This window comes from Janthinobacterium sp. BJB446 (genome assembly GCF_002735655.1).
GTDB lineage: Bacteria > Pseudomonadota > Gammaproteobacteria > Burkholderiales > Burkholderiaceae_D > Janthinobacterium > Janthinobacterium lividum.
Map to the genome: position 1 here is coordinate 2,841,917 of NZ_PDZK01000001.1, position 23,303 is coordinate 2,865,219.

Below are 23,303 nucleotides of genomic sequence, written 5' to 3' on the forward strand. Positions count from 1 at the left end.
GAGTAGCATGGAAGGGGCAAACGCCATCATCCGTTTGCGCTGTTCGTGCCCAGCATGTCGTCGAGCTGCGCCAGGGTGGCGGAGTCCTTCACGACGGCGCGCAGCCACAGGTGCAACGGCAGCTCGCCCCAGCTGGCGGCCTTCTCGGCCAGGTAGGCGACGGGGCTGTGCGGCTCCGTGCGGCGGAAGAAATCGGCGACCTGACGCAGCTGGGCCAGCGCCTGCTGGCGCTGCACGATGACGCCCCCGCTGCCACCAGCGCCCTGGCCAGCGGCGGGCGGCGCACCGATAAAATCCGCGCCAGGCGACAGCGGCGCGATGAAGTGAATGACGTTTTCCAGCGCTTCGCGCGCGGCGCGAAAACTCGGGCCATCAGCGCCGAAACGCGCATCGACGCTGCGCTCGAACGCCAGCAGCGACTGCATGCAGTACTGCGCATCGGCCAGCAAGCCGTCGGAAAAGGCGCGCGTGCTCCTTTGCCGCGCCGCCTCCATCTGCGCCAGGGTCGCCCCTTCGTCGTGCCGCGTATCGCCCCAGCCCTGATCCGCTGCGCCTTGCGCCAGGCTGGCGGCCGCGCGCTGGCGCGCCGCATCGAAATCCTGCGATGAAAACAGGCCATCTGCGCCTTCGGTCAGCGGGATCTCGCGCAGCAGCTGCGGCGTGCGTGACAGCAGCCAGAAGACATTGCCGATGCGCTGTTCCTGGTCGCCCTCTTCCGCCAGCGGGTACAGGCCATCCCAGTATCGCTCGCACAGGCCGGCCAGCAGCGCATAGCCATCGCCCAGGCCACGGAAGTGGCGCGTCTTCGCATGCGCCTCGGCCAGCCACACGGCGACGCGCAAATCCTTGCTGCGCACCGCGATCAGCTGTTCGCAGCGCGTCGCCACGAAAGGCCAGTCGGCTTCCTTCAGCGCCGTCACCCACTCGCCCTGGTCCAGGGTGGGATCATCGTGCTGGCGCGCGCGCGCGATGGCGTCGAGCTCCTGGCTGAAGGTGAGGTCTTCGCCGCATGGGCTGACGGCGCTGACGGGGTGCAGCAACTGCTCCAGATTGAACATGGCGCTCTCCGGAAGATGGATTATCGGATCGTGTACTTGAACTGTCCCTGCTTGTTCGCGCTGACGCGTATCGACGCCACCGGCTCGCCTCCTGCCATGCGCGCCAGCACCGCTTCGGCGATCGCCGGCAGCAAGCTGCCATTGAGGATCTGGTCGACATTGCGCGCGCCCGAATCGACCTCGGTGCAGCGCGCCAGCACGGCGTCGACCAGGCCCGCGTCATGGCTGAACTGCGCCTGGTGGTTGCGCGCGATGCGCGCGCCTATCCGCGCCAGCTTCAGCACGATGATCTCGGCCAGCACCGCGTCGTTCAGGGGATAGAACGGCAGCACCTTCAGGCGCCCCAGCAAGGCCGGCTTGAAGTGCGCCACCAGTTGCGGGCGCACCAGTTCTTCCAGCGCAGCCGGCGTGGGCAAGTCCTGCGCTGCCCGGTTCAGGCAGGCGGCCATCATGGCGCCCGAACCGAGGTTCGAGGTGGCGATGATGATGGTGTTGCGAAAGTCGACTTCGCGCCCTTCCGCATCATCGAGCACGCCCTTGTCGAACACCTGGAAGAACAGTTCCAGCACGTCGGGATGGGCCTTTTCCGCTTCATCGAGCAGCACCACGCTGTAGGGCTGGCGCCGCACGGCTTCCGTCAGCACGCCGCCTTCTCCGTGACCGACATAGCCGGGCGGCGAGCCTTTCAGGCCGGCCACGCTGTGCGCTTCCTGGTATTCGCTCATGTTGATGGTAATGAGCTTGCGCTCGCCCCCATACAGCAGGTCGGCCAGCGCCAGCGCCGTTTCCGTCTTGCCCGTGCCGGACGGCCCCGTGAACAAAAACACGGCTTGCGGCTTGTTCGGGTCGTCCAGGCTGGCGCGCGCCGTGCGCACGCGCTGCGCCACCGCCTCGATGACGTGCTCCTGTCCCAGCACCCGTTCGCGCAGCGCGCCGTCCAGGGTCAGCACCGTGCGGATTTCGTCCTTGAGCATTTTTCCCAGCGGGATGCCGGTCCAGCCGGCGACGATGCCGGCCACCACCTGCGCATCGACTTCCAGCGGCGACAGCGGCGCCTCTCCCTGCAGGGCCGCCAGTTCTTCCTTCAGCGCCAGCAGGCGCGCCGCGCCGATCTCGCCCGGCCGCTCGCCGCGCAGCTGCGCGCGCAGCTCGCCGATCTGCGCCACCAGCGCCTTTTCGCGCTCCCAGCGCTGCGCCAGCGCCGCGACCGCCGCCTGCCCCTCGTCATGTTCGCGCCGCAGTTGCGCCAGGCGCGTGATGCCGGCTTTATCGGACACTTCGCCATCGGCCGCCTCGCGGGCCAGGGCGGCGATTTCCGCGCCGACGCGTTCCTGGCGTCGGTGCGCGTTTTCCAGCTGCGCCGGCGTGGCGCGCTGGCCCAGCGCCACCTTGGCGCACGCCGTATCGAGCACGCTGACGGCCTTGTCGGGCAGCTGGCGCCCGCTGATGTAGCGGTGCGACAGGCGCACCGCCTCGACGAGGGCGGCGTCGCGCACACGGATGCCGAAATGGCGCTCCATCAGCGGCGCCATGGCGCGCAGCATGGCGCAGGCGATGTCTTCGCTCGGCTCTTCCACCTTCACCACCTGGAAACGCCGGGCCAGCGCCGCATCCTTTTCAAAATACTTGTTGTACTCGCTCCAGGTGGTGGCGGCAATCGTGCGCAGGGCGCCGCGCGCCAGCGCCGGTTTCAGCAGATTGGCCGCATCGTTCTGCCCCGCCTGGCCACCGGCGCCGATCATGGTGTGCGCCTCGTCGATGAAGAGGATGACCGGATGCGGGCTTTTCGCCACCTCGTCGATGACATTCTTCAGACGGCTTTCGAATTCTCCCTTCACGCTGGCGCCGGCCTGCAGCAAGCCCATGTCGAGCGCGTGGATGTGCGCGCCCTGCAGCACCTCGGGCACGTCGCCGGCGGCGATGCGCAAGGCCAGGCCTTCCACCACGGCCGTCTTGCCCACCCCCGCCTCGCCCGTGAGAATCGGATTGTTCTGGCGCCGGCGCAGCAGGATATCGACGGCCTGGCGTATCTCCGCCTCGCGGCCGATCACGGGATCGAGCTTGCCGTCGCGCGCCAGCTGCGTCAGGTCGGTGGTGAACTGGTCCAGCGCCGGGGTTTTGCTGGCCAGGGCAGTCAGCGGGTCGCAAGGTGTTTCGGAAGGCTGCGGCACTGCCGCGCTTTCCTGCTCGCCGGAGCCGGCCGTCAGCTTGTCCGGATGGTGCTTCAGTTGCTCCACGCTGAAACGGGCGAACAGCTTCGAGCCGCGGTACGCGAGCTGCGACAGTTCCGGCTCCGTCAGCAGCGCCAGCAACAGGTGGCGGCTGCGGATAGGCCCCGGCTGCGCCGTGTCCAGCGAGGCAATCAGCCAGGCGTGCTCGAACAGCAGCGGCAAATGGGGAGAGAACACGGGTGTGCGCGCGCTGCCCGTCCTGAAGCTGCCGATCTCGCGGCGCAGGTCCGCCTCCAGCGCCGTCAGGCTGATTTCGCTGCGCCGCGCGATGGTGACGAAATCGCTGCGCTCCTGTTCCAGCAAGGCCAAAAACAGGTGTTCGATATCGACTTCGTACTGGCCCAGGCCCACGCAGATGGCGGCGGCGCGGGTGGCGGCCGTGCGCGCCGTGTCATTGAACTTGGCGATCAGGATTTTCAGGTTGTTGCTCATGCGGCGGCTCCCTTGCGGTTGATCGAATAGCGCAGCGACGACGGCTGCAGCACGGCGTCGAAATTGACCGTCTCGCCGCAGGACCTCACGGCCAGGGTGCCGCTGATCATAAAGCCGACCCGGTTGATGGCGCCCGCTTCGCGCTCCAGGCGGGCGCGCACATTGCGCAGGCGCGGCTCGTGGCGTTCGATGGCCGCCTTCAGCGCGGCGCAGATGCGGGCGCGGTCATCGCTGCTGGACAAGCACATGCCGGCGAAATCGATCAGGCCATAGTTGACGATGGATGCCGCGCATTCCGGATAGGCGTCGAGCGCGCCGGGCGGCAGGGCCACGCGCGTGTTGAGCAGCTCTTCCAGGTCGCGCGCCACCGCATCCTTCAATTGTTCCAGCGACAGGCGCACCGCCACGCCGCCCGCCGCACCGCCGTCGCCCATCAGGCGGTCGAACAGGCCAGGTACATAACTGTCCATGCGCTCTCCTGAAAAGTCGGCGCGGCGCGCGGGCGAAGGTGGCCGCCGCGCGCCGCGCGCCATGGATCAAGCCACGCGGTTCGCGGCCAGGTCCCAGCCGCCCGAGGTATTGCCGCCGGCGCCGCCAGTCACTTTTTGCTGCGTGTATTTCCACTTCACTTTCGAGAACTTGAAGCCGACGTGTTCACCGAGGATATCGCCCTCTTCCACGTTCGGCGTCACGGCGCCGATCAGCACATTCTCGATTTCGATTTCAAAGTACTTGACGCGCTCGCCCTGGCCGTCGGCGCGCATGAATTCGAAGCGCGCCTTGGGGATGGTCTTGCCGGCCGAGCAGGTCTGCAGCAGCACCGGCGAGGCCAGGTCGGCCAGCTTGGAGATGACGATGTCCTTGTGCTCGCAGCGTTCGGCCGTGTGGCCGCCGCCCGTCGATGCGGTGGCGGACTTCGGCTGCGCGACGCTCCAGCTGACCGATTTGCATTCGATCCAGTCCTTGTGCTTGTCATCGGTGGACTCGCCCTTGATGCCGTCTATCTGCAGATATACATCGATTGCCATGGTGTGCTCCTCTGGTTGAAAGATGGGTGAATCAGGAATTGGTCGACTTCGGCAACTCCGCGACCAGTCGGAGCGAAACGGATAACTCATCGAGCTGGAAGTGCGGCCGCAGGAACGACACGGCGCGGTACACGCCGGGCCGGCCCGGCACTTCATGCACCTGCACCGATGCCTCGCGCAGCGGGAACTGCGCCTTCTGTTCCTGGCTGGCGTTATCGTCGAGCAGCACGTACTGCATCAGCCAGCGGTTCAGAAAATCCTCCACGTTGGAGGCGGCGGCAAAGCTGCCGATCTTGTCGCGCATCATCGCCTTCATGTAGTGGGCGATGCGCGAAACGGCAAAGATGTACTGCAATTGGGATGACAGCACCGCGTTCGCGTTGGCCGCATCGCTGTTGTACTTGCGGCTTTTCTGCGCCGACTGCGCGCCAAAAAACGCCGCATACGCCGTGTTCTTACAGTGCACCAGCGAGATGAAGCCCAGGTCCGACAATTCCTTTTCGCGGCGGTCGGTGATCGCCACTTCGGCCGGGCATTTCAGGGCCACGTCGCCCTCGTCCGTCTTGAAGGTGTGGGTCGGCAGGTCGTCCACCAGGCCGCCGCCCTCCACGCCGCGGATGGCGGCGCACCAGCCGTAGTCGGCAAAGGCGCTCGTCAGCTTGCAGCCGAACGCATACGCGGCGTTACACCACAGGTATTTGTGATGGTCGCTGCCATCGACTTCCTCGACAAAGTTAAAACCTTCGACCGTGGTGCCATCGACGGGATTGAACGGCAGGCGGCCCAGGAAGCGGGGCAAAGTCAGGCCGACATAGCGCGCATCCTCGGATTCGCGGAAGGCTTTCCATTTCGCGTACTCGATGGTGTCGAACACCTTGGCCAGGTCGCGCGGCTTGCCCAGGTCGCCATAGCTTTCCAGGCCAAACAGTTCCGGCGCGGCCGAGGCGATGAAAGGCGCATGCGCGGCGGCGGCGATGTGCGACATCTGCTCGACGAAATACATGTCTTCCGGTTGGCGCGAGATGGCGAAGTCGCCCAGCAGCGCGGCAAACGGCGCGCCGCCGAAGGTACCGAATTCTTCTTCATACACCTTCTTGAACATGCTGCTCTGGTCGAACTCCAGCGCGGCCTGGAAATCCTTCACCAGTTCGCGCTTGGTGGCGTTGAACATGCGGATCTGCAGGCGCGTGCCCGTATCGGAATTTCCGACCAGGTAGCGCAGTCCCGTCCAGCTTTGCTCAAGCTGCTGGAACGGCGCCGCATGCATGATTTCGCTGAGCTGGGCGGAGATCAGGCGGTCGATTTCCGCCACGCGCCCGTCCAGGGTGGCCGACAGGCTGCTGGACATCAGCACCGTGCCATCGAGCACCTGTGCCACCAGCTCCGAGATCAGATCGCGCGCGCGCGCATGTTCGGCGCCGGACTTGGCGACGCGGCTTTGCTCGACGATCTGGTCCAGCAAATCGGTGGCGGCCGGCGCATCGGATGCGGATACAGCGAGGGATTCTGGGGCTTCTGCCTGGGCGCTCATCTCAATCCTCCTGCGCCGGGAACTGCGGCTTCAGAGTGGCCAGGCTGTCCGTGTTGTTCAGCACTTCCGTCAGCAAGTCTTCCAGCTTGTCGTTGCCGGCCAGCTTGTTGCGCAGGTCGGCCAGCTTGGTGCGCGCCTCGAGCAGCTTGCGCAGGGGCGCCACCTGGCGCACCACTGATTCGGGACGGAAGTCGTCCATCGAACGGAAATGCAGATCGACGGCGAACGTGCCGCCCGCCTCGCTGAGGCGGTTCGGCACGGCGAAACGCGCCACCGGCGCCACGCCGGCCAGCACTTCGTCGAAGTTGTCGCGGTCGAGGGCGACGAACTTGCGGTCCTTCAGGCGCTTTTTCTCGCTGTCCGGATTGCCGCCAAAATCGCCCAGCACGCCGACCACGAAGGGCAGCTCCTTGTTTTCAATCGCGTCGCCGATCTCGACGTCATAGGTCATTTGCACGCGCGGCGCGCGTATCTTCTGCAGGCGTTTCTGCACGCTGTCGGACTTGGGCATGTCGCTTCCTTTGCAAGGGGATGGTGGGGATGCTCGCTTATTTCAAGCCGCTGAACGGATCGGCCACGCTTGCCGGCGCTGCCGCGCCCTTCGCCGCCGGCGTGCCGGAGCCGGACATCGCAGCGCGCTTGGCGGCCGCCGGCGGGCGCTTGGCCGGCGGCACCAGCACGTCTTCGCCGATGCTCGCGCGCAGCAGCTTGGCCAGGTCCTGCGCTTCCGAGCGCAGCGAGCCATTCAGATTGTTTTGCCGCGACAGGTCGGACAGCGCCTTGCCGGACAAACGCAAGCCGCTGACGGCGACGATGCTGTTGGCGACCTTGTCGTCCGGGTCGCGCTCCAGCGCTTCGAGCGCATGGCCGATGGCGTCGCCGTACTGGCCGCGGTCGAACTTCATCTGCGCCATTTGCAGCCATGGCGCCTTGTCGGCCGGGTAACTGCTGCCGCCGGCCTTGAGCAGGGTCATGGCGCGCTCGTACTGGCCGGCACGCGCAGCCGCATCGGCATCGCTCATCACTTGCGCCAGGGTCGGCGCGGCAGGTTTTTGGGGCGCCGGCTGTTCTGGCGTGGCGCAGGCGACCAGCAGCAGGGCGCTGGCGAGGCAGGCAATACGGGGCAACATGGTGGCTGGCTTCATCGGGGCATTCCTTCACGTGGAGGACGCTACCGCTGGGAAAGATGGGCGGCGCCTTGGTGGAGGCCATTATTGATCGCCAATTTTTTTGCCAAATTGAGATTAATCAGCAAAGAAGAAGTTCCACATCACAGCCGCGCGCAGCGACATGAATCCTGATCTGGCGCAGTAATTATCTTGATCGCAGGCGGACTTTGTGCCAACGCAAGCGGGTCGCCCCTGCATGCGCTTAAATGACTGCAACACTTTTATTTCCACCGTTCACCTTGCAAAGATCACCCATGCCATTTGACGCCCCGCTCCGCCGCCTGGCCCGCGCCACCGCGCCACTGCTGCCGGCCCTTCTGCTGGCCGGCTGTGCGGGCGGCGCCATCGGCACCCTGGTCAACGCGGCGCTGCAAGTGGCCGGCGTGGCCAGGCCGCCAGCGGAACTGCCCGACGCGCAAAAGCCGCCGCGCAATGTCAGCATCCGCCTGCATGCGGCGCAGCGCCTCAACACTGATGCCGACGGACGGCCGCTGGCGCTGGTGGCGCGCGTCTACAAGCTGCGCCAGCGCGCCGCCTTCGAGCAGGCGCCCTACGACAGCTTCCTCGACGCGCAGCGTGAAAAGACCGCGCTGGGCGCCGACCTGATGGAAGTGAAGGAAGTGCTTCTGGTGCCGGGCCAGCGCTACGAAGTGCAGGAAAAAGTCAGCAAGGAAGCATATTTCATCGGCGTGGTGGCCCTGTTCCGCGCGCCTGCGGTACAGCGCTGGCGCGCCACCTTTGTCGCCGCCGACGCGGAACGCGGAGGCATCACCGTCGGCCTGCACGCCTGCGCGCTCAGCGTCGCCAGCATGGATAGCGGCATGGCGCCGCTGGCTGCCCTGCGCTGCCAGTAGCGCAGGGCAGCAAGGCACACCGGCACGCCACACATTCAAGGAGAAACGAGATGGGCATGGCAGCGAAAATCTTGTGGGGAGAGGGCCTGTTCCTGCGGCCGCAGCATTTCCAGCGCCAGGACCAGTATCACGAAGCGCGCCTGCATCACACGGCCAGCGCGCTGCATCCCTACCTGTGGGGCGTGGCGCACATGGCGTGGGACCTGGCGGCGCTGAAGACGGGCACCTTGCGCCTGCATGCCCTGTCGGCGATCTTCCGCGACGGCGAAGTGTTCGAGTCGCTGGGCGACGGCGCGCCCGGCAGCGATACCCTGCCCCCGCCCGTGGACCTGGAAGCGCTGCCGCCGGCGGTGCAGGAAGTGACGTATTACGCGGCGCTGCCCATCCTCAACCGCGAAGGCATGAATTACACGGCGCAGGCATCGACGGCAGGCATGCCGGCGGCCACGCGCTTTGCGCACGCCATGCGCGCCACGCCCGACCTGTTTACGGAGTCCGCCGTGGCCGACGTGGCCTACCTGAAGAAAACCGTGCGGCTGATTCCCGACAGCGAGGCGCGCGGTTCCTACGATTGCCTGCCGCTGATCGCCCTGCGGCGCACGGTATCTGGCGGCTTCGAACCCGTGCCCTCGTTCATGGCCCCCAGCCTGGCCATCGCCGGCGCGCCGCGCCTGCAGGGCGTGCTGGAACACCTGCTCGACGCCTTGCAGGCGAAGGTGAGCGCGCTGCACGGCCACCACCGCGAACCGAGCCGCAATGTGATCGAGTTCCGCTCCGGCGACGTGTCCTCGTTCTGGCTGCTGCATACGGTCAGCACGGCCGCCGCCGCGCTGATGCACTATGTGCGCCATCCGGCCCTGCATCCGGAGCGCCTGTACGAAGCGCTGCTGGGACTGGCGGGCGGCCTGCTCAGCTACTCCAAGCATTACACGCTGGCCAGCCTGCCCGCCTACGACCACGCGCAACCGGGCGCCTGCTTCGACGCCATCGACGGCATCATCCGCGAACTGCTCGACACCGTCATCTCGTCGAAGTATTTTTCCATCGCCCTGCTCGAGGACCAGCCGTCGTACTACCTGGGCAAGCTCGATTCGGGCAAGATCGACCAGCACACCACCTTGTACCTGGCGATCCGCGCCGCCATGCCCGCCATCGAACTGGTGGACGTGGTGCCGCTGCGCGTGAAAGTGGGCGCGCCCGACGACGTGGAAAAATGCGTGCTCACGGCCATGCCCGGCCTGAAACCGTCGCATGCGCCGCAAGTGCCGGCCGCCATTCCCGTGCGCCCCGACACCTATTATTTTGCGATTGAAAACCGTGGCGTGCTATATGAACAGATGCTCAAGGCGCAGTCGATCTCCGTGTACGTGCCGGCCGGCATACGCGACCTGCAGCTGGAACTGATCGCGGTGACGGCATGAGCCAGCTCATCGAACGGCGCGCAGCGCCCTCCCTGCTGGGACAACGCGGTTCCGCCCCAACCGGCGGCAGCCGGCATGCCGGCAGCGCCCTGCTGGACCTGATGCACGAAGGCTTTTACATGCTGTTCATGCTGAAGCACGGTTCGGCGCCCGGCGACGAGCAAAGCTTCATGGACCGCATCACGGCCTTCCTCGACGACTTCGAGCGCGAAGCAAAAAAGATCCGCGCCGATGGCGACGATATCGAGGCAGCCAAGTATGCGTTTTGCGCGGCCGTCGATGAAATCATCCTGGCTTCGCCTTTCGCCCTGCGCAAGCAGTGGGAGCGGCGCCCGCTGCAGCTGCTGATCTTTGGCGACCAGCTGGCCGGCGAACACTTTTTCGACCGCCTCGACGCCTTGCGCGGCAAGGGCGCCATGCGCGTGCAGGCGCTGCAGGTCTTCCACATGTGTTTATTGCTGGGATTCCAGGGCAAGTATGCGATCGACGGCGGCGAAAAACTCAGCTACCTGACGGCGCGCCTGGGCGACGAGATCGCCCACATCAAGGGCAAGAGCCGCGGCTTCGCGCCGCGCGCGGAACGCCCCGACCAGGTGGTCAACAAGCGCGGCAGCGACGTGCCGCTGTGGGCGCTGTCGAGCTTTTTCGCCCTGCTGGCCATCTGCGCCTACCTGGGCCTGAAAACCCATCTGACGCGCGGCACGCAAACGACCCTGGCCGCGTATGCGGACCTGGTCAAACTGGCGCCGCGTCCCGCGCACCTGACCATCACCCTGCCCTGAACACCTCACAGAACCTACTGCGCGTCGAGATTTGCGGCCTGCGATGCTCAATGACTCGGCGTCCCCGTGCATTCGCACACCTGCGCTTCTCGGCCACAACTCTCATCCGCTCGCTACGGTTCTGTGAGGTGTCAAGCCAATCTATTGCTCAATACGGAACTCGATGCGCCGGTTCCTCGCCCGGCCATCGGCCGTGCCGTTGCTGGCCACGGGACGGTCCGGTCCCTGGCCCGACACCAGCAGCGAATCGGCCGCGACGCCCTTGGTGGCCAGGTAAGCGCGCACGGCTTCGGCGCGCGCCTGGCTCAGGGCCACATTGCTGGCGCGCAGGCCCGTGTCGTCCGTGTGGCCGATCACCTCCACCTTGCGGCCCCGCAGCCTGAGCATGGCTGCCGCCATCTCGTCGAGGATGGCCAGGCCCGCCGGCGTGATGGACGCCTTGCCGCTGTCGAATTCGATGATGCGTTTATCCAGCGCCGCATCGAGCAAGCCCTGTTCCGCCTCCGCCGCCTTGACCCGCAAGCCGTTGTTGACGACGTAGGTGGGATTGAGGCTGGTGGCGATGTCGCTGGCGATCTGCTGGCGCTGCGCCTCGTTCGCCACTTCGCCGCGCACGCTGACGTTATTGCCGTCGATACTGATCTGCCCCCGTGAAATGAGCTTCAGGTTCGGCGCGATCAGCTTGTGCACGTAGGCGTTCCAGTTGGCCGGCACGGCCACGCTGCCGATGGCGATCTGGTCAACCACGCGCTCGGCGCCATACAGTTCGCGCAGGCGGGCCAGCACGGCCGCCTTGCCCGCCTCGTCGGCCAGGGTGCCCGTGACAAGGATCTGCCCCGGCATCGGTGTCTGGGGCGCTTGCGCCTGCGCGTGGCAGGGCGCGGTGGCGGCAAGCAGCAGGAAAGTGGCAAGCGGTTTCATCGCAATCCTTCAGACAAAGGTATCGGCAAACATGGCGCAGGCCGAGCGCAGCGACAGCTGTTCCTGCTGCAGGCAGGCGGAAAACTGGCGCAGGGCGGCATCGCGTCCCAACTGCTCCTCGACCCAGTCGAGCTGGTCGAACACGATCAGCCGTTCGCAGCCGGCCTGCGGATCGATCAGCGCGCGCAAGCCATGCGGGTCGGCGCCGCAAAAGCCGATCACCAGCACGGGCGCCTCGTCGAGGTGGGAAAAGAACAGCGCCAGTTCGAAATCGGCCAGGCTCAGAAAAGGTGCGATCAGGTGCAGCCACAAGCTGGCCACCAGCTCGCGCAGCTGCGCGTCCTGCGGCAGCGGCAGCACCAGGCTTTTTTCCAGGCGCGGCAAGCCGCTCTGGCGCACCGGCTGCAGCAGCATGCCCAGGCCCAGCAGCAGTTCGCGCACCGTCACGGGAAACGCGGGCGATGCCAGCAGCGTCTGCAAGCCGTGCACCGTCTGCGCCTGCAAGAAGGCAGCCAGCCGCGCCGCGTGATCAGGTGCCGCCGGTTCGACTTCGACCACGTTGCCGGCCAGCGCCAGCAGGGCCGGCCCCGGTTCGGCGCTGGCCACGATGCCTTGCGACAGCTGCTCCACCCGCTGCCACAGTGGCGCCAGCGCCAGCGGGCTGCAAGCGACAAAGGTCTCGGCGTCATCGACTTCCAGCGCGCCCATGGCCATGAAGGGAAAGCGCCGCAACGACTGGTCATTGCTCGCTTCCAGGCGCCCGGCGATGGCGCGCCGGCTGCGCGTGCCGACGAAGGCAAAGCGCAGCGGCGGCAAGGCGTCGTAATTGAGCTTCCAGCGCGGTTCCACCGTCAGGGCAGTCATGACCTGCGCCAGCCAGTCGTCGAGCAGCTGCACCAGCGCGTGATTGTCGCAAGCCTTGATGAAGTCGCCCCGCGCGTGAATCTTGCCAAAGTAGCCGAGGCGCACCTGCTGCGCCGCGCGCATCATGGCGAAACTCCGGGCATGACTGCGGCGGCGATGGCCTGCGCGGGAGGCGCGGCAGAAGCACCGGGCGCGCCGACGATCGTCTCGGGCAGCTGCATGCCGCGAAAGCCCTGCTCCTGCACCGCCGTGGCGGATCCCGCGCCCGTCGTCTCGGCGCTGCTGGTGATTTTCAGGTCGATCGCCACGGCCACCTCGCCGCGCGCCCAGCGCAGTTCGAACACGCCACCCTCCTTGCGCTTCTTGGCCGCCGCGTCGATCATGCGCTTCAAGCCGAACTGGCCCGGCTCGTTGAACAGTTCCACCGTGCGCCCGTCGAAGGTGACGGCCGTGATGCGCGCGCCCTGCTGGCCCGCCGCGCCTTGCGGGCCCGGATGGACCATGTTCGTCCACTGCGCCGGGGTGTTGCGGTAGCGCAGCTGCTGGCCGTCGATCTCCACCGTGTATTCCAGGGTGCCCGGCGCGGGCGACGGCTGGATCTGGAAGACGGTTTGCGCCGCCGTCGAGGTGGCCGCCACGCCGCCCGCGCCCAGCGGCGCGATCCAGCCGGGGAAACGCGCCACCACCTGCGGCGACAGGCTGATGCCCATGTCGGCCCAGGTGCGCGGGGCCAGCACGTCGCCGCGCCGCACCACCAGCGGGCCCATGGACGTGGTGACGAATTTCGCCACCAGGCCTTCCGGGCCGAAGAACTGGCCGATCTCGAGGTTGCTCGCCTCGATGCGCGCCGTGGGCGCGAATGGATATTTGTTGGCCAGCGATTTCTGGAACGGTTCATACACCTGCGCCGCCCAGGTCTTGTTGATATCGAGTTCGGCCGGCGCGACGATGACGGCAAAGGTCTGCATCAGCGGGCGCACGAGAAGGGGACGAATCGCCTGCTTTTGCGCGTCGCTCATCCCCGTGAGCACCTGCTCGTCGACCAGTTTCAGGGCGTCGGCCAGTTCGGAACCGCTGCCCTCCAGGGTCTGCTGCATGAACTGGCGCGCGCCCGGCCCCGCGTCGCCCTGGTTCTTCAGCTGGTTCAGGCGGCTGCGCAGTTTCGACAGCGCTTCCAGGTAGGCGCGCATCAGGGATGCATTATTGTCCCTGGCCGCCACCAGCTTGCCCACGCCGGCAAATTCGCGCCCGACAGGCCCCATGGGCTTGTCCAGCCGGGCCGGGTCGAGCTGCGCATTGAGAGCGGCGGGACTGGCCGTCAGCGGCGACGGCGCGCGGCGCAGCACGGTTTCCTTGAACCAGCCGACGATGCCCCGCTCGGCCTGGCGCAATTGGGCATTCTGCAGCGCCGGGTTGTCCCACGAAGTTTCCTGATAGATGGTCGTCAGCAGCCTGGCGATCGGCGACGACTGCGGGTCGCCCAGGCGGTTCATCGCCTGCACGGCGCCGTCAAAACCTTGCAGGTCGGCGACGGCCACGCCCTGCACGAATTTTTGCCACTCGCGCGCATAGTCGGCCTTGTACATGGCCACCAGGTTTTTCTCGATCTGCTCGGGACTGCCTTCCAGGGTCAGGTCGTCGGTGGAGACGCTTTTCAGCACCCAGTCGGCGCTTTGCAGCTCGCGGTTGGCGGCATCGCGAAACGCGCCCTCGACGAACTTTTCCCAGGCCTGGCGCGTAAAGGCGCCGGAGACGGCGTAACTGCCCGCCAGCAGCGCCTGATCCTGTTCACCGACGATGCGCGCCACCGTCATGCCGGGAAAGCGCGTCGAGGCGCGCGCCTTGACGTCGGCATACACGCGCTCGCGCGCCGGCATGCCGCGCACCACGCGGCGCAGGTTTTCGCGCGCCTGCTCGACCAGCGCCAGCTTCTGCTCGATGCGCGGCCAGGACGGATCGCCGATCTGCGCCAGGTAGAACGTCAGCAGCCGTTCGGCGCTGCGTATCATCTGCTCGCGCGGCATGGCGCCCCGGTTGCCCTCCAGCCAGGCGCGCCAGAAACGCGTCAGCTGGTCATTCAGGTGGCTGCTTTCCGCATGCATCTTATCGGCCAGCATCAGATAAGTTTTCAGCGCGTTGTAGGCATCTTCCACATTCGTCGCGCTGGCCGCCTGGTACTGGACGCTGCGCGGTGCCGTGGGCGCTGCCGGCGCGGCGGCCGGCGTCTGCGGCGTGCGCACCGTGGGCTGCAGCTGGTCCGCGCTGGCGTTCATTTCAAACAGCAAGGCTTCCAGCGCGCCCGCCACGGGGCCGAGCATGACCTGGCGCGCACCGGCAAAATACTCCTCGCGCAGCTTGCGTTCGAGCAATTCGCCCTGGTACAGGCCCAGGCGCAGGGACCACGGCCGTTGCGTGCGGTACGCTTCCAGCTGCTCTATGCGGTCCTGCAAGATCTCGAGCGCTTCCAGGCGCGACTGCAAGTCCAGGCGCCGCTCCTGCAGCTTCACCACTTTATTCAAATCGGCCTCGACGTTGGCCACCAGTTGCCGATTGCCCAGATAGGACCAGCTCCAGCCGCCCAGGCAGGCGCCCAGCGACACCGTGGCGGCAAAGAACACGGCATATTTGAAGCGCAGCTTGGCACGGTTGGCATAGTTGGCCACCAGGTGCTTGTCGGCAAAAATCACCTTGCGGAACAGCTCCAGCAGGAAATAGCCATGCTGGCGCGCGCAGGACGGCGCCGCGGCCGGGGCCGGCGCGAAGGCCAGGTCGAAGCGGCGCGCCACCTGCTGCGAGGAGGCACTGACGGGCTCGCCTTCCTGCAGCGCGCTGGTAAAGTAAAAGCCGCGGAACACGGGCTGGAACTGGAACGGGTTCTCCTCGAACAGGGTGGCGATGAAGGCGCGCAAGGCCGGCTTGATGGCGGCAAACTCCAGCGGAAAGGTAAAGACGCCGGGCGCCATCGTCTTGCGTTGCCGGTGCGCCATGTTGGCCAGGCTCAGTTCCGTCAAGCCATCGTGCAATTCATCGAAACTCTGGTCGAAAAACGCCAGCAAATCCGCCGTGTGCAACTTGCGCTGGTAGGGCATGGTGGCGCCCCATACACGCTCGCGCTCGCTGCGCTCGGCATCCGCGAAAAACTCCGTGAAGCCGGCGATCAGGTCCGCCTTGGTAAACACGATGTACAGGGGCGCGAATACTTCCAGGCGTTCGATGACGTCCTGCACCCGCTTGCGCAGGCTGCGCGCCAGTTGCATGCCGACATCAGGGTCGCCTTTCAATTCGGCGATGCTGACGGCGATGAGGATGCCGTTGATGGGCGCCTTGCGCCGGTATTTTTTCAGCAGGTCGAGAAAGCCGAACCACTCGCCGCGATGCTCGTCGACGACGGAATAACGTCCCGCCGTGTCGAGCACGATGCCGTCCGTGGTGAAAAACCAGTCGCAGTTGCGCGTGCCGCCCACGCCTTGCATGATCTTGCCGTCGGCAAAGGGAAACTGCAGGCCCGAATGCAGGATGGCGCTGCTCTTGCCGGCGGCCGGATTGCCGATGATCATGTACCACGGCAGTTCGTACAAGGCGGCGGCACCCGATTTGATGCCCAGCTTGGACGTCTTGATGGTCTCGATGGCGGCCAGCATGCCCGTGCGCACGGCATCGAGTTCCCCCCGCTGCGTACTGCCGGCCGTGGATGCCGAAGCGGCTTGCGCGGCGGCGATCTCGGCTTCGTTGAGGATGGCCTGCCCCAGCGCCTGCGCATCGCGCCGCGCGCGGCGCCGGCGCCACAGCCACAGGCCCAGCCACGTGACAAAGGCCAGCAGCAGCAAGGCCAGGGCCCATACCAGCGCCACTTCCAGCACCTCGGCGCCCAGGTACAGGAACACGGCCAGCGCCATGAAGCCGAAGATGGTCAGATTGCGGCTGTCGGTGAGGAAATGCCAGATTCGTCGCAGCATGATGAGCCCAGGGTGAGGTCGCAAAGCAGGAGGAACGCCGCCGCGCAGCGAGGCGGATTCGGCCCATGCTGACAGCAATGCGGCGCACCTTTGTTGACATATGACAAGTACCAGGTGCCAGCGCGCGGCAGGCGCTGGCCTGCCATTGACGCCGCGCAAGCAAGCTTGCAGCGGTGAAAATCAGGCCGAAACCCGGCGCTAGAATGACTGGCGCGGCTTACTTGCCAAGCACGCGCGGTTGCGGCAATTCCGTGTGGCCAAAATCCATCATGGTCCAACGCCCGCCCCAGCGCAGGCCCACCGATTCGGCCGTCACGCCATATAAACGGTAGCCGCGCATGGCCCAGGCATTTTTTTCAGAAATGATGAGCTTTCCTTCATGCATGAATGCGCAATCGGCCGCCAGGCCATACTGGTGATAGCTTTGAAATGCCCTCGCGTTCGTCACGTTCGGGCCGGCCGCTGCCAATTGATCCTGGCGCGCAGGGCTGCGATAGCCTTCCAGCAAGACCATGTCGTAGCCATACACGTCCTTCATGATCTTGAAGACCAGCAGCAGGCGCTGCGCGAAATCGTGGTCGAGCAATTGCCAGTTGCGGCTGGCGCCGCCCAGCAGCGGGCGCAGCTGCGTTACTTCCGCCGTGGAAAACAGCAGCGGCGGCAAGGCCGGCGGCGGCACCAGCTGCTCGCCCTTCAGCAAATCGCTGACCTGGTCATTGATCGCGTGTTGCTGGTCGGCATAGCCGCGCAAGACGATGCGGTCGCTGGACAGCCAGGCCAGCAGCGGCGGCACGATGACCAGCACGCTGCCCGCCAGACTCAGCCAGCGATGCAGCCACAGCAGCTGCCAGGCGCGCGCCATGCCCGAGCCCGTTTGCCGCTGCACGCGCCGCCACTGCGCGCCGCTGCCGCCCTTCAGGTACTGCGCGCGCCGCTGCATGCGCCAGCCCAGGTTGACGAGCGTGTGCAGCACGATGGCGCGGCCGCCGGGAAACAGCAGCAGCCAGCAGGCAAGACAGGCGAGCAGGAAATACATCAAGACCAGGGCGACGAACATGGGCGCTCCGTGACGGGAATAGCGGGCGCCGGGCAGCATGCTCGGCGGCATCGCTAGATCGTAGGCGTCCGCGGTCCGCATGAGCGCGGTTTACATCAAGGTCAGTCGAGTTTGTTCCACTGCGGAGGTGATATTTTGTCTTTACTGAAAAACGGGGATGGCCAGGCGCGCAGCCCTGACCTGTTGAGCAAGACCGGCGCGGCTGGCGCGCGCATCGAAGGCAAGGGCATCCTGTCGCAGCTCGAACACGGCATCGCCGCGCCTGTGGCCAGACCTGCACTGCGCTGGCGCCCCGGCTGGCGGCACGGGGCTGCTGGCGCGCTGTGCCTGGCGGTGCTGATCACGGCCGTGCTCGCTTATGACACGGACGACCTGCCCCTGCCGCCGGCGCCCGTCACGGCCGTGACTGAGGCTCCGCCCGCAATGCCGGCGCCAACGGTGCCGCCGCACGCGGCGCAGGCGGCCACCATCGTCAATACGGCGGGACCGCCCTTGCCTGCGATGGCCGCCACGACAGCAAGCGCACCGCACAAGACGCTACCGCCCGTGCGCCAGGCCGCCGCGCGCCCTCAGGGGCCGAGGCCGGTTGCCGCGCCCGGCGACAGCGACGTGACCTTGCTGACGGCGATGGTGGCCCATGCGCACCGGCAAGAAAGCACGGCGGCGCCCTTGCGCGACGTGGTGCTGCGCCAGCGGGAGGGGGAACAGGAAACGGCGGAACTGTTGCGGCGCTGTCAGCAGCTGGGCCTGATCGAAGGCATGCTGTGCCGCTCGCGCATCTGCTCGGGCCGCTGGGACAGCGATCCCGCCTGCCATTGATGGGTATTGCTGGCGGTTGACGAACCTCAGGCGCGTTCGGACACTTCGATCAGGTTGCGGTCCGGGTCGCGCAGATACACGGAGCGGATGGGCCAATTGGCGCCCGTGCGGGCCACCGGTCCCTCCTCGATGGCAATCCCCAGCGCCGCCAGGTGGGCGATGAACGCGTCGAGCGGCACGGCGGCGATGAAGCACAGGTCCAGCGAGCCGGGCGTGGGCAAGTCCGCCTTGGGCAGGAATTCCTTGCCAGCCTCATGCAGATTGATTTTTTGCGCGCCAAACTTGAACGCATGGCGGCCGGCGCCAAACGTTTCCAGCTGCATGCCCAGCACGCGCGTATAGAAATCGATGCAGGCGGGCTTGTCGCGGGTGGTCAATACCAGGTGATCCAGGTGGTCTATCATACAGTTCTCGGGTGAGTGGCCGCGTCCATGCGGCCTTGCAAAAAACCTTCCATCAGCGCCAGCAGTGCCTGCGGCTGCTCCTGGTGCGGCGTATGGCCGCACTGCTCGACAATGGCGGGCACGGCGTTGAGCGCCTGCGCCACGATCGTGTCGACCTGGGCCGCGCTGCCGTACTGGTCCTCGCTGCCCTGCACCACCAGCGCCGGACATTCGACGGAGGGCAGCAGGTATTCGATGTTCCAGAACTGGAAACCATAACTGAGCCAGGTATCCGACCAGGCCTTGAAGATGGTCTCCGTCTTGTCGCCATGGTATTTCGCCAGCGCGCGCAGCTTGCCCGCGCCAAACGCCGCATCCGCCACGCGTATGCCATCGAGCGTGATGCCCTCGACAAACACGTGCGCCGCTTCGGTGATGATGCCGCGCAAGCGCGGCGGCTGCTGTGCCGCATAGATCAGGGCAATGCTGCCGCCATCGGAGTGGCCGACGAGAAAATGGTCCTGTCCCGGCAGCAGTGCCGCGAGCACCTGCGGCAGCTCGCACAGCGCATAGTCGTGCAAATAATGGAGTTGGCGGCGCGCCGCCAGCGGCGACGACTGCCCATAGCCATGGCGGTCATACAGCAAGCCGCGGCACCCCGTCGCCTGGCATAGCTGCGCGGGGAAATCTTTCCACATCGCACAGCAACCGAGTCCCTCGTGCAGGAATACCAGGCAAGGCTTGGCGGGGTCGCCTTCGATCAATTCGTAATAGATATCGGTTTCGGCGCTCAGGTTCAGTATCGGCATGGGCTAGGCTCGCATCGGCAGGTCGGCTGGGCCTATTGTGCCATTGTCCTGCACGGCATGCGTGGCGCCCCGTAAAAATAGCCTACTGGAAAAGATATTCCCGCCTGCCTGCAAGGTGTTTGCGCCAGCACAAGTGAGCGCCGTTTTTCCGGCGGCGCCGCGCGCTTTTTGCCCGCGCGTTTGCCTAGAATGGCTTACTCCAACAGCATGGAGCAGACGGCTACCTTATCAGCCAGGACGTGACACTGGCCGTCACGGCAACAGATAAGGCGTCTTGCCGCACGACGACAGGCGCGGCGTCCAAACTATCGATCAGGAGTACATCATGGAAATGAAAGTAGAACACCGCACCGGCAGCAACCTGGCACTGGAAGAAACCGATGCGCCGATGGAACAGGAAGGCAAGAGTGCAAAAGGCGCGGCAGCACAAGACTTGAACCTGAGCCCCGCCGCCTTCACCACCTATTACACGTGGACGGCCAATGGCGTGCATCCTTCGGTCAACTTCGCCAATGCCAACGTGAAGGCCAATTCGCGCGTATTGCTCAACATCAGCGAGTATGCCGCGACGCCCCAGGACCGTTTTATCGGCTCAGCCCGCATGGCCGTGTACAACATCGCACCGTATAACGGCGGTTTCCGGGCCTGGGTGGATATCTCGTGGGGCAGCCCGCTGAAGGTGCGTTTCGACGTGTTTGTGGATCCCTGATCCGGGAAACACTGCGCGCGCCCCCGCCACCAGCGGGCCGGCATCGCGCACGTCGCCAAGGCACTGAAGCAATGGCCAGCGCGAACGGGAAACCGTGCGCGCATGACAAAAGGGCCACGTGTTGCCACGTGGCCCTTTGCTGCTGCTTGTTCTGGCTCCCCGACCTGGACTCGAACCAGGGACCTGCGGATTAACAGTCCGTCGCTCTACCAACTGAGCTATCAGGGAAAGGAGGCCGAATTATATACGTCAAAATTTCCCATGTCCAGTTTCAATCTGCATGGCCAGCAAAACAGACCGCCAGCGAGCGAGCCTCGCCAGATGGCAGGGTCCGTCTGCGCTGCGCCACGCAAGATAGTAGAATAGCCAGGCCTTAGCGACACGCAAGGCGCACAACCGCATGCCGACAGCGGGGCGTCAACCACGCCGCCACGCGGACATGCGCTTGCAAGGTTCGCCTTGCCCCTGGCTTACTGCTCTCATCCGACATGACAGAATCAAGCGCAACCCTGGTGGACCAACCCGGCAGCGGCGACAGCTCGGCGGAAATTGCCGAGCATATGGCGGCCGCCATCGTGGCGCGCCAATTGCCGCCCGGCACGCGCCTGCGCGAAGAGGCGCTGTGCCGGCTGTATGGCGTCAGCCGCACCAAGATCCGCGCCGCCCTGCTGATACTCTCGAAAGACAAACTCATACGCATGGTGCCCGACAAGGGCGCCTTCGTCAGCCAGCCAACGGAGGCGGAGGCCCGCGACATCTTTGCCGCGCGGCGCATCATCGAGGCGGCCCTGGCGCGCGAATTCGTCGCGCGGGCCAAAGCTGCCGACTACCGGATGCTGGAGCGGCACCTGAAAGCGGAACGCCAGGCGCTGGCACGGGACACGCCGCTGCGCTCACAACTGCTGGGCGACTTCCACGTATTGCTGGCCGATATCGCCGGCAACGCCGTGCTGCGCGACATCGTGCGCGAACTCGTGGGCCGCAGCTCGCTCATCACCATGCTGTACCAGTCCGGCCACGACGCGGCCTGCTCGTGCGACGAACACGGCCGCTTTCTCGACGCGGCGCGCAGCGGCGACGCCGACCTGGCGGCGCGCCTGATGGTCGAGCACCTGGCGCATGTGGAAGCGGCGTTGCGCTTCGACGGCAGCGCCGGCGACCACAAGAAAGACCTGGTGGCCGCGCTGCTGATGTAAGAGCCTATCCCAGTAGGGAGCGTCTTCTGCTGGCAGCGGATCAGGAGCGCGGAGAAGGCGTGAGGAGGACGCGTGGCGAGCCACGCAACGACGAACAACGCAGTCCCCGCTTTTGAGGGGCGCCAGCAGCGGATGTATTCATCTACTGGGATAGGTTCTCAGCCGCCCATCAAAAAAGGCCGCCGATGCGGATGCACGGGCGGCCTTGTCACAAGCGACGGCAACTGCTTGCCGGCAAACTTGCTATTCGCCCAGGTAGATAAACTTGAACAGGAAGATGGCGGCGATGATGTAAGCCACCACCGATACCTGCTTGCCCTTGCCCGTCAACAGTTTCAAGACGGCATAGGTGATGAAGCCGAACGCGACGCCGCTGGCCACGGAATAGGTAAACGGCATCATCAGCGCCGTAATGGCGGCAGGAATGCTTTCCGTGCTGTCATCCCAGTCGATGAAGGTCAGTTCGCGCAGCATCAGGCAGGCCACGTACAGCAGCGCGGGCGCCGTCGCGTACGGCGGCACCGTGTGCGCCAGCGGAGCGAAGAACAGGCTGCCCAGGAACAGCAGCGCGACGGCGACGGCCGTCAAGCCCGTGCGTCCGCCCGCCTGCACGCCGGCCGCGCTTTCCACGAAGGCCGTCGTGCTCGACGTACCCAGGCAGGCGCCGGCGGCAATCGCCGTGCTATCGGCCAGCAAGGCCTTGTTCATGCGTTCCATCTTGCCGTCTTTCAACAAGCCGGCGCGGTTGGCCACACCCATCAGGGTGCCCGTCGCATCAAACAATTCCACCAGGAAAAACACCAGCACCACGTTGACGATGCCGATCGACAGCGCGCCCATGATGTCGAGCTTGAACAGGGTCGGCTCGATGGCGGGCGGCGCCGAAACGATGCCGTTGAACTGGTTGCCGCCAAAGAAGAAGCTGGCGACGGTGATGGTGAGAATGCCGATCAGGATGGCGCCCGGCACTTTCAGGCGGTCCAGCGCGACGATGATGAAGAAACCGAGGATGGCCAGGATGGGCGCCGCCTGGTGCAAGTCGCCCAGGGCGATGATGGTGGCCGGGTTCGACACCACCACGCCCGCGCTTTTCAGGGAAATGATGGCCAGGAACAGGCCGATACCGACAGTGATGGCCGTGCGCAACGCAGGCGGGATGCTGTTGATGATCATCTCGCGCACCTTGAACAGGCTGACGAGGATGAACAGGCAGCCGGAAATGAAGACGGCGCCCAGCGCCACTTCCCAGCTCATGCCCATGCCCTTGACCACCGTGTACGAGAAGTACGCATTCAGGCCCATGCCCGGCGCCAGCGCGATCGGGTAGTTCGCATACAGGCCCATGATCAGGGTGCCGATGGCGGCCGCCAGGCAGGTGGCGACGAAAACGGAGTCTTTCGGCATGCCCGCGTCGCCGAGGATGGACGGGTTGACGAAGATGATGTAGGCCATCGTCAGGAACGTGGTCAGGCCGGCCAGCAGCTCCGTGCGCACATTGGTCCCATTGTCCTTCAGTTTGAAATAGCGTTCCAGGAACTGCATGATTAACCCCTTGTTTTGGTAAAACCGGGCGCCTGCGTGTGGCCAGTGCGCCTCTTTTTATGACGAAATGACTACTTCCCCGCTGCGCCGGCCGGCTTGAAGGCCCACCAGCGGCTACCCGCAAAATTCCAGACCAGCCCGATGCCCGTCGCCAGCACCTGCGCCAGCCAGTAATACCAGCCCAGCTGGTGTACCAGCAGCCACATTAGGCCCGTATTGATGCACCAGCCGATGCCCAGCAAGGTGAAATACTTGGAAGCCGCCTCGCCATGGCCCTTGTCGCTTTTAAACGTGAAAAAGTAATTGAGGAGGTAGTTGACGACGGAACCGAGGATGTAGCCGATGCCGGACGCGGCGGCGGCGCTGATGCCGGCCCATTCCACGCCGCCCCACAGCACGCTGTATTGCACGGCCGTGCCGGAAGCGCCGACGGCGGCGAAACGTAAAAATTGGTGATGCAGGGAATGGGACATTGTCAATTTTCAAATAAGACGAAAACAATCGCCAGGATCAGGCCAGAATAAAAAATGGCTACGATTGC

General features: G+C 65.6%; 21 protein-coding genes and 1 tRNA gene. 6 read left to right on the plus strand and 16 right to left on the minus strand.

Translation table 11 applies throughout. From position 1 onward, the window contains the following. Nucleotides 1-26: 26 nt before the first annotated feature. The 7 genes from tssA to CSQ92_RS12650 all read right to left on the minus strand — a co-directional run bounded on the left by tssA (nucleotide 27) and on the right by CSQ92_RS12650 (nucleotide 7,425). On the minus strand, nucleotides 27-1,058 hold the full coding sequence (gene tssA, locus CSQ92_RS12620; protein ID WP_099394264.1) for a type VI secretion system protein TssA: 1,032 nt from the start codon (nucleotides 1,056-1,058) through the stop codon (nucleotides 27-29). Nucleotides 1,059-1,078: 20 nt separating this feature from the next. Continuing rightward, a complete protein-coding gene (tssH, locus tag CSQ92_RS12625) occupies nucleotides 1,079-3,721 on the minus strand; it encodes a type VI secretion system ATPase TssH (RefSeq protein ID WP_099394265.1) in 2,643 nt (880 codons plus the stop codon). Further along, complete coding sequence (gene tssE / locus CSQ92_RS12630) at nucleotides 3,718-4,191, minus strand: type VI secretion system baseplate subunit TssE (RefSeq protein WP_099394266.1); 474 nt, start codon at nucleotides 4,189-4,191, stop codon at nucleotides 3,718-3,720. The genes tssH and tssE overlap by 4 nt, the downstream gene beginning before the upstream one ends. A gap of 66 nt (nucleotides 4,192-4,257) precedes the next feature. Continuing rightward, nucleotides 4,258-4,749 carry an Hcp family type VI secretion system effector gene (locus CSQ92_RS12635; RefSeq protein WP_034779593.1) on the minus strand — a complete coding sequence of 164 codons (492 nt, stop codon included), beginning with the start codon at nucleotides 4,747-4,749 and terminating at the stop codon, nucleotides 4,258-4,260. 31 nt (nucleotides 4,750-4,780) lie between these two features. Beyond that, nucleotides 4,781-6,280, minus strand: coding sequence for a type VI secretion system contractile sheath large subunit (gene tssC / locus CSQ92_RS12640; protein ID WP_070255712.1), 1,500 nt, complete (start codon nucleotides 6,278-6,280; stop codon nucleotides 4,781-4,783). Nucleotide 6,281: 1 nt separating this feature from the next. Continuing rightward, a complete protein-coding gene (gene tssB / locus CSQ92_RS12645; protein ID WP_070255715.1) occupies nucleotides 6,282-6,791 on the minus strand; it encodes a type VI secretion system contractile sheath small subunit in 510 nt (169 codons plus the stop codon). A gap of 37 nt (nucleotides 6,792-6,828) precedes the next feature. After that, entirely contained in the window at nucleotides 6,829-7,425 is a 597-nt protein-coding gene (locus tag CSQ92_RS12650) for a tetratricopeptide repeat protein (RefSeq protein WP_099394267.1), read from the minus strand. A 278-nt stretch (nucleotides 7,426-7,703) separates the two neighbouring features. Here CSQ92_RS12650 and tssJ point away from each other — a divergent pair, with 278 nt between their 5' ends. Genes tssJ through icmH form a run of 3 tightly spaced genes read left to right on the plus strand, consistent with a single transcriptional unit; the run spans nucleotide 7,704 to nucleotide 10,506 of the window. After that, nucleotides 7,704-8,303: a type VI secretion system lipoprotein TssJ gene (gene tssJ / locus CSQ92_RS12655; RefSeq protein WP_099394268.1), complete on the plus strand. Its 600-nt coding sequence runs from the start codon at nucleotides 7,704-7,706 to the stop codon at nucleotides 8,301-8,303. A 50-nt stretch (nucleotides 8,304-8,353) separates the two neighbouring features. After that, nucleotides 8,354-9,724, plus strand: a complete 1,371-nt coding sequence (tssK, locus tag CSQ92_RS12660; RefSeq protein WP_099394269.1) for a type VI secretion system baseplate subunit TssK — start codon at nucleotides 8,354-8,356, stop codon at nucleotides 9,722-9,724. Beyond that, on the plus strand, nucleotides 9,721-10,506 hold the full coding sequence (gene icmH / locus CSQ92_RS12665) for a type IVB secretion system protein IcmH/DotU (protein WP_099394270.1): 786 nt from the start codon (nucleotides 9,721-9,723) through the stop codon (nucleotides 10,504-10,506). The genes tssK and icmH overlap by 4 nt, the downstream gene beginning before the upstream one ends. Before the next feature lie 141 nt (nucleotides 10,507-10,647). Here the strand turns inward: icmH and CSQ92_RS12670 are convergent, their stop codons facing one another. From CSQ92_RS12670 to CSQ92_RS12685, 4 genes are all read right to left on the minus strand, one after another. Then, nucleotides 10,648-11,427 carry an OmpA family protein gene (locus CSQ92_RS12670; RefSeq protein WP_099394271.1) on the minus strand — a complete coding sequence of 260 codons (780 nt, stop codon included), beginning with the start codon at nucleotides 11,425-11,427 and terminating at the stop codon, nucleotides 10,648-10,650. Between the two features lie 9 nt (nucleotides 11,428-11,436). Continuing rightward, nucleotides 11,437-12,417 carry a type VI secretion system-associated protein TagF gene (tagF, locus tag CSQ92_RS12675; RefSeq protein WP_099394272.1) on the minus strand — a complete coding sequence of 327 codons (981 nt, stop codon included), beginning with the start codon at nucleotides 12,415-12,417 and terminating at the stop codon, nucleotides 11,437-11,439. Beyond that, complete coding sequence (gene tssM, locus CSQ92_RS12680) at nucleotides 12,414-16,247, minus strand: type VI secretion system membrane subunit TssM (protein ID WP_099394273.1); 3,834 nt, start codon at nucleotides 16,245-16,247, stop codon at nucleotides 12,414-12,416. The genes tagF and tssM overlap by 4 nt, the downstream gene beginning before the upstream one ends. Nucleotides 16,248-16,464: 217 nt before the next feature. Beyond that, complete coding sequence (locus tag CSQ92_RS12685; RefSeq protein WP_099394695.1) at nucleotides 16,465-17,304, minus strand: M15 family metallopeptidase; 840 nt, start codon at nucleotides 17,302-17,304, stop codon at nucleotides 16,465-16,467. 135 nt (nucleotides 17,305-17,439) lie between these two features. On the opposite strand from CSQ92_RS12685, the gene CSQ92_RS12690 reads away from it, so the two are divergent. Beyond that, nucleotides 17,440-18,123, plus strand: coding sequence for a hypothetical protein (locus tag CSQ92_RS12690; RefSeq protein ID WP_143450354.1), 684 nt, complete (start codon nucleotides 17,440-17,442; stop codon nucleotides 18,121-18,123). A 26-nt stretch (nucleotides 18,124-18,149) separates the two neighbouring features. On the opposite strand, the gene CSQ92_RS12695 is transcribed toward CSQ92_RS12690, so the two are convergent. Continuing rightward, on the minus strand, nucleotides 18,150-18,527 hold the full coding sequence (locus tag CSQ92_RS12695) for a VOC family protein (RefSeq protein WP_092606235.1): 378 nt from the start codon (nucleotides 18,525-18,527) through the stop codon (nucleotides 18,150-18,152). After that, nucleotides 18,524-19,315: an alpha/beta fold hydrolase gene (locus CSQ92_RS12700; protein WP_070255744.1), complete on the minus strand. Its 792-nt coding sequence runs from the start codon at nucleotides 19,313-19,315 to the stop codon at nucleotides 18,524-18,526. Before CSQ92_RS12700 ends, CSQ92_RS12695 begins: the two co-directional genes overlap by 4 nt. Before the next feature lie 325 nt (nucleotides 19,316-19,640). Here CSQ92_RS12700 and CSQ92_RS12705 point away from each other — a divergent pair, with 325 nt between their 5' ends. Continuing rightward, nucleotides 19,641-20,024, plus strand: coding sequence for a hypothetical protein (locus tag CSQ92_RS12705; protein WP_257219200.1), 384 nt, complete (start codon nucleotides 19,641-19,643; stop codon nucleotides 20,022-20,024). A gap of 152 nt (nucleotides 20,025-20,176) precedes the next feature. Here the strand turns inward: CSQ92_RS12705 and CSQ92_RS12710 are convergent. Then, nucleotides 20,177-20,252: transfer RNA gene (locus CSQ92_RS12710), tRNA-Asn, on the minus strand. A gap of 260 nt (nucleotides 20,253-20,512) precedes the next feature. Between CSQ92_RS12710 and CSQ92_RS12715 the strand changes: the two genes are divergently transcribed. Further along, nucleotides 20,513-21,220 (plus strand): GntR family transcriptional regulator, encoded by a 708-nt coding sequence (locus CSQ92_RS12715; RefSeq protein ID WP_052140687.1) that lies wholly within the window; start codon nucleotides 20,513-20,515, stop codon nucleotides 21,218-21,220. Nucleotides 21,221-21,463: 243 nt separating this feature from the next. Here CSQ92_RS12715 and CSQ92_RS12720 read toward each other — a convergent pair whose 3' ends face one another. Then, the gene (locus CSQ92_RS12720) at nucleotides 21,464-22,762 is read right to left on the minus strand and encodes an NCS2 family permease (protein ID WP_070282116.1); all 1,299 of its coding nucleotides are present in this window, start codon (nucleotides 22,760-22,762) and stop codon (nucleotides 21,464-21,466) included. A 71-nt stretch (nucleotides 22,763-22,833) separates the two neighbouring features. Then, nucleotides 22,834-23,235, minus strand: a complete 402-nt coding sequence (locus CSQ92_RS12725; RefSeq protein ID WP_034788967.1) for a GtrA family protein — start codon at nucleotides 23,233-23,235, stop codon at nucleotides 22,834-22,836. Nucleotides 23,236-23,303: the final 68 nt, after the last annotated feature.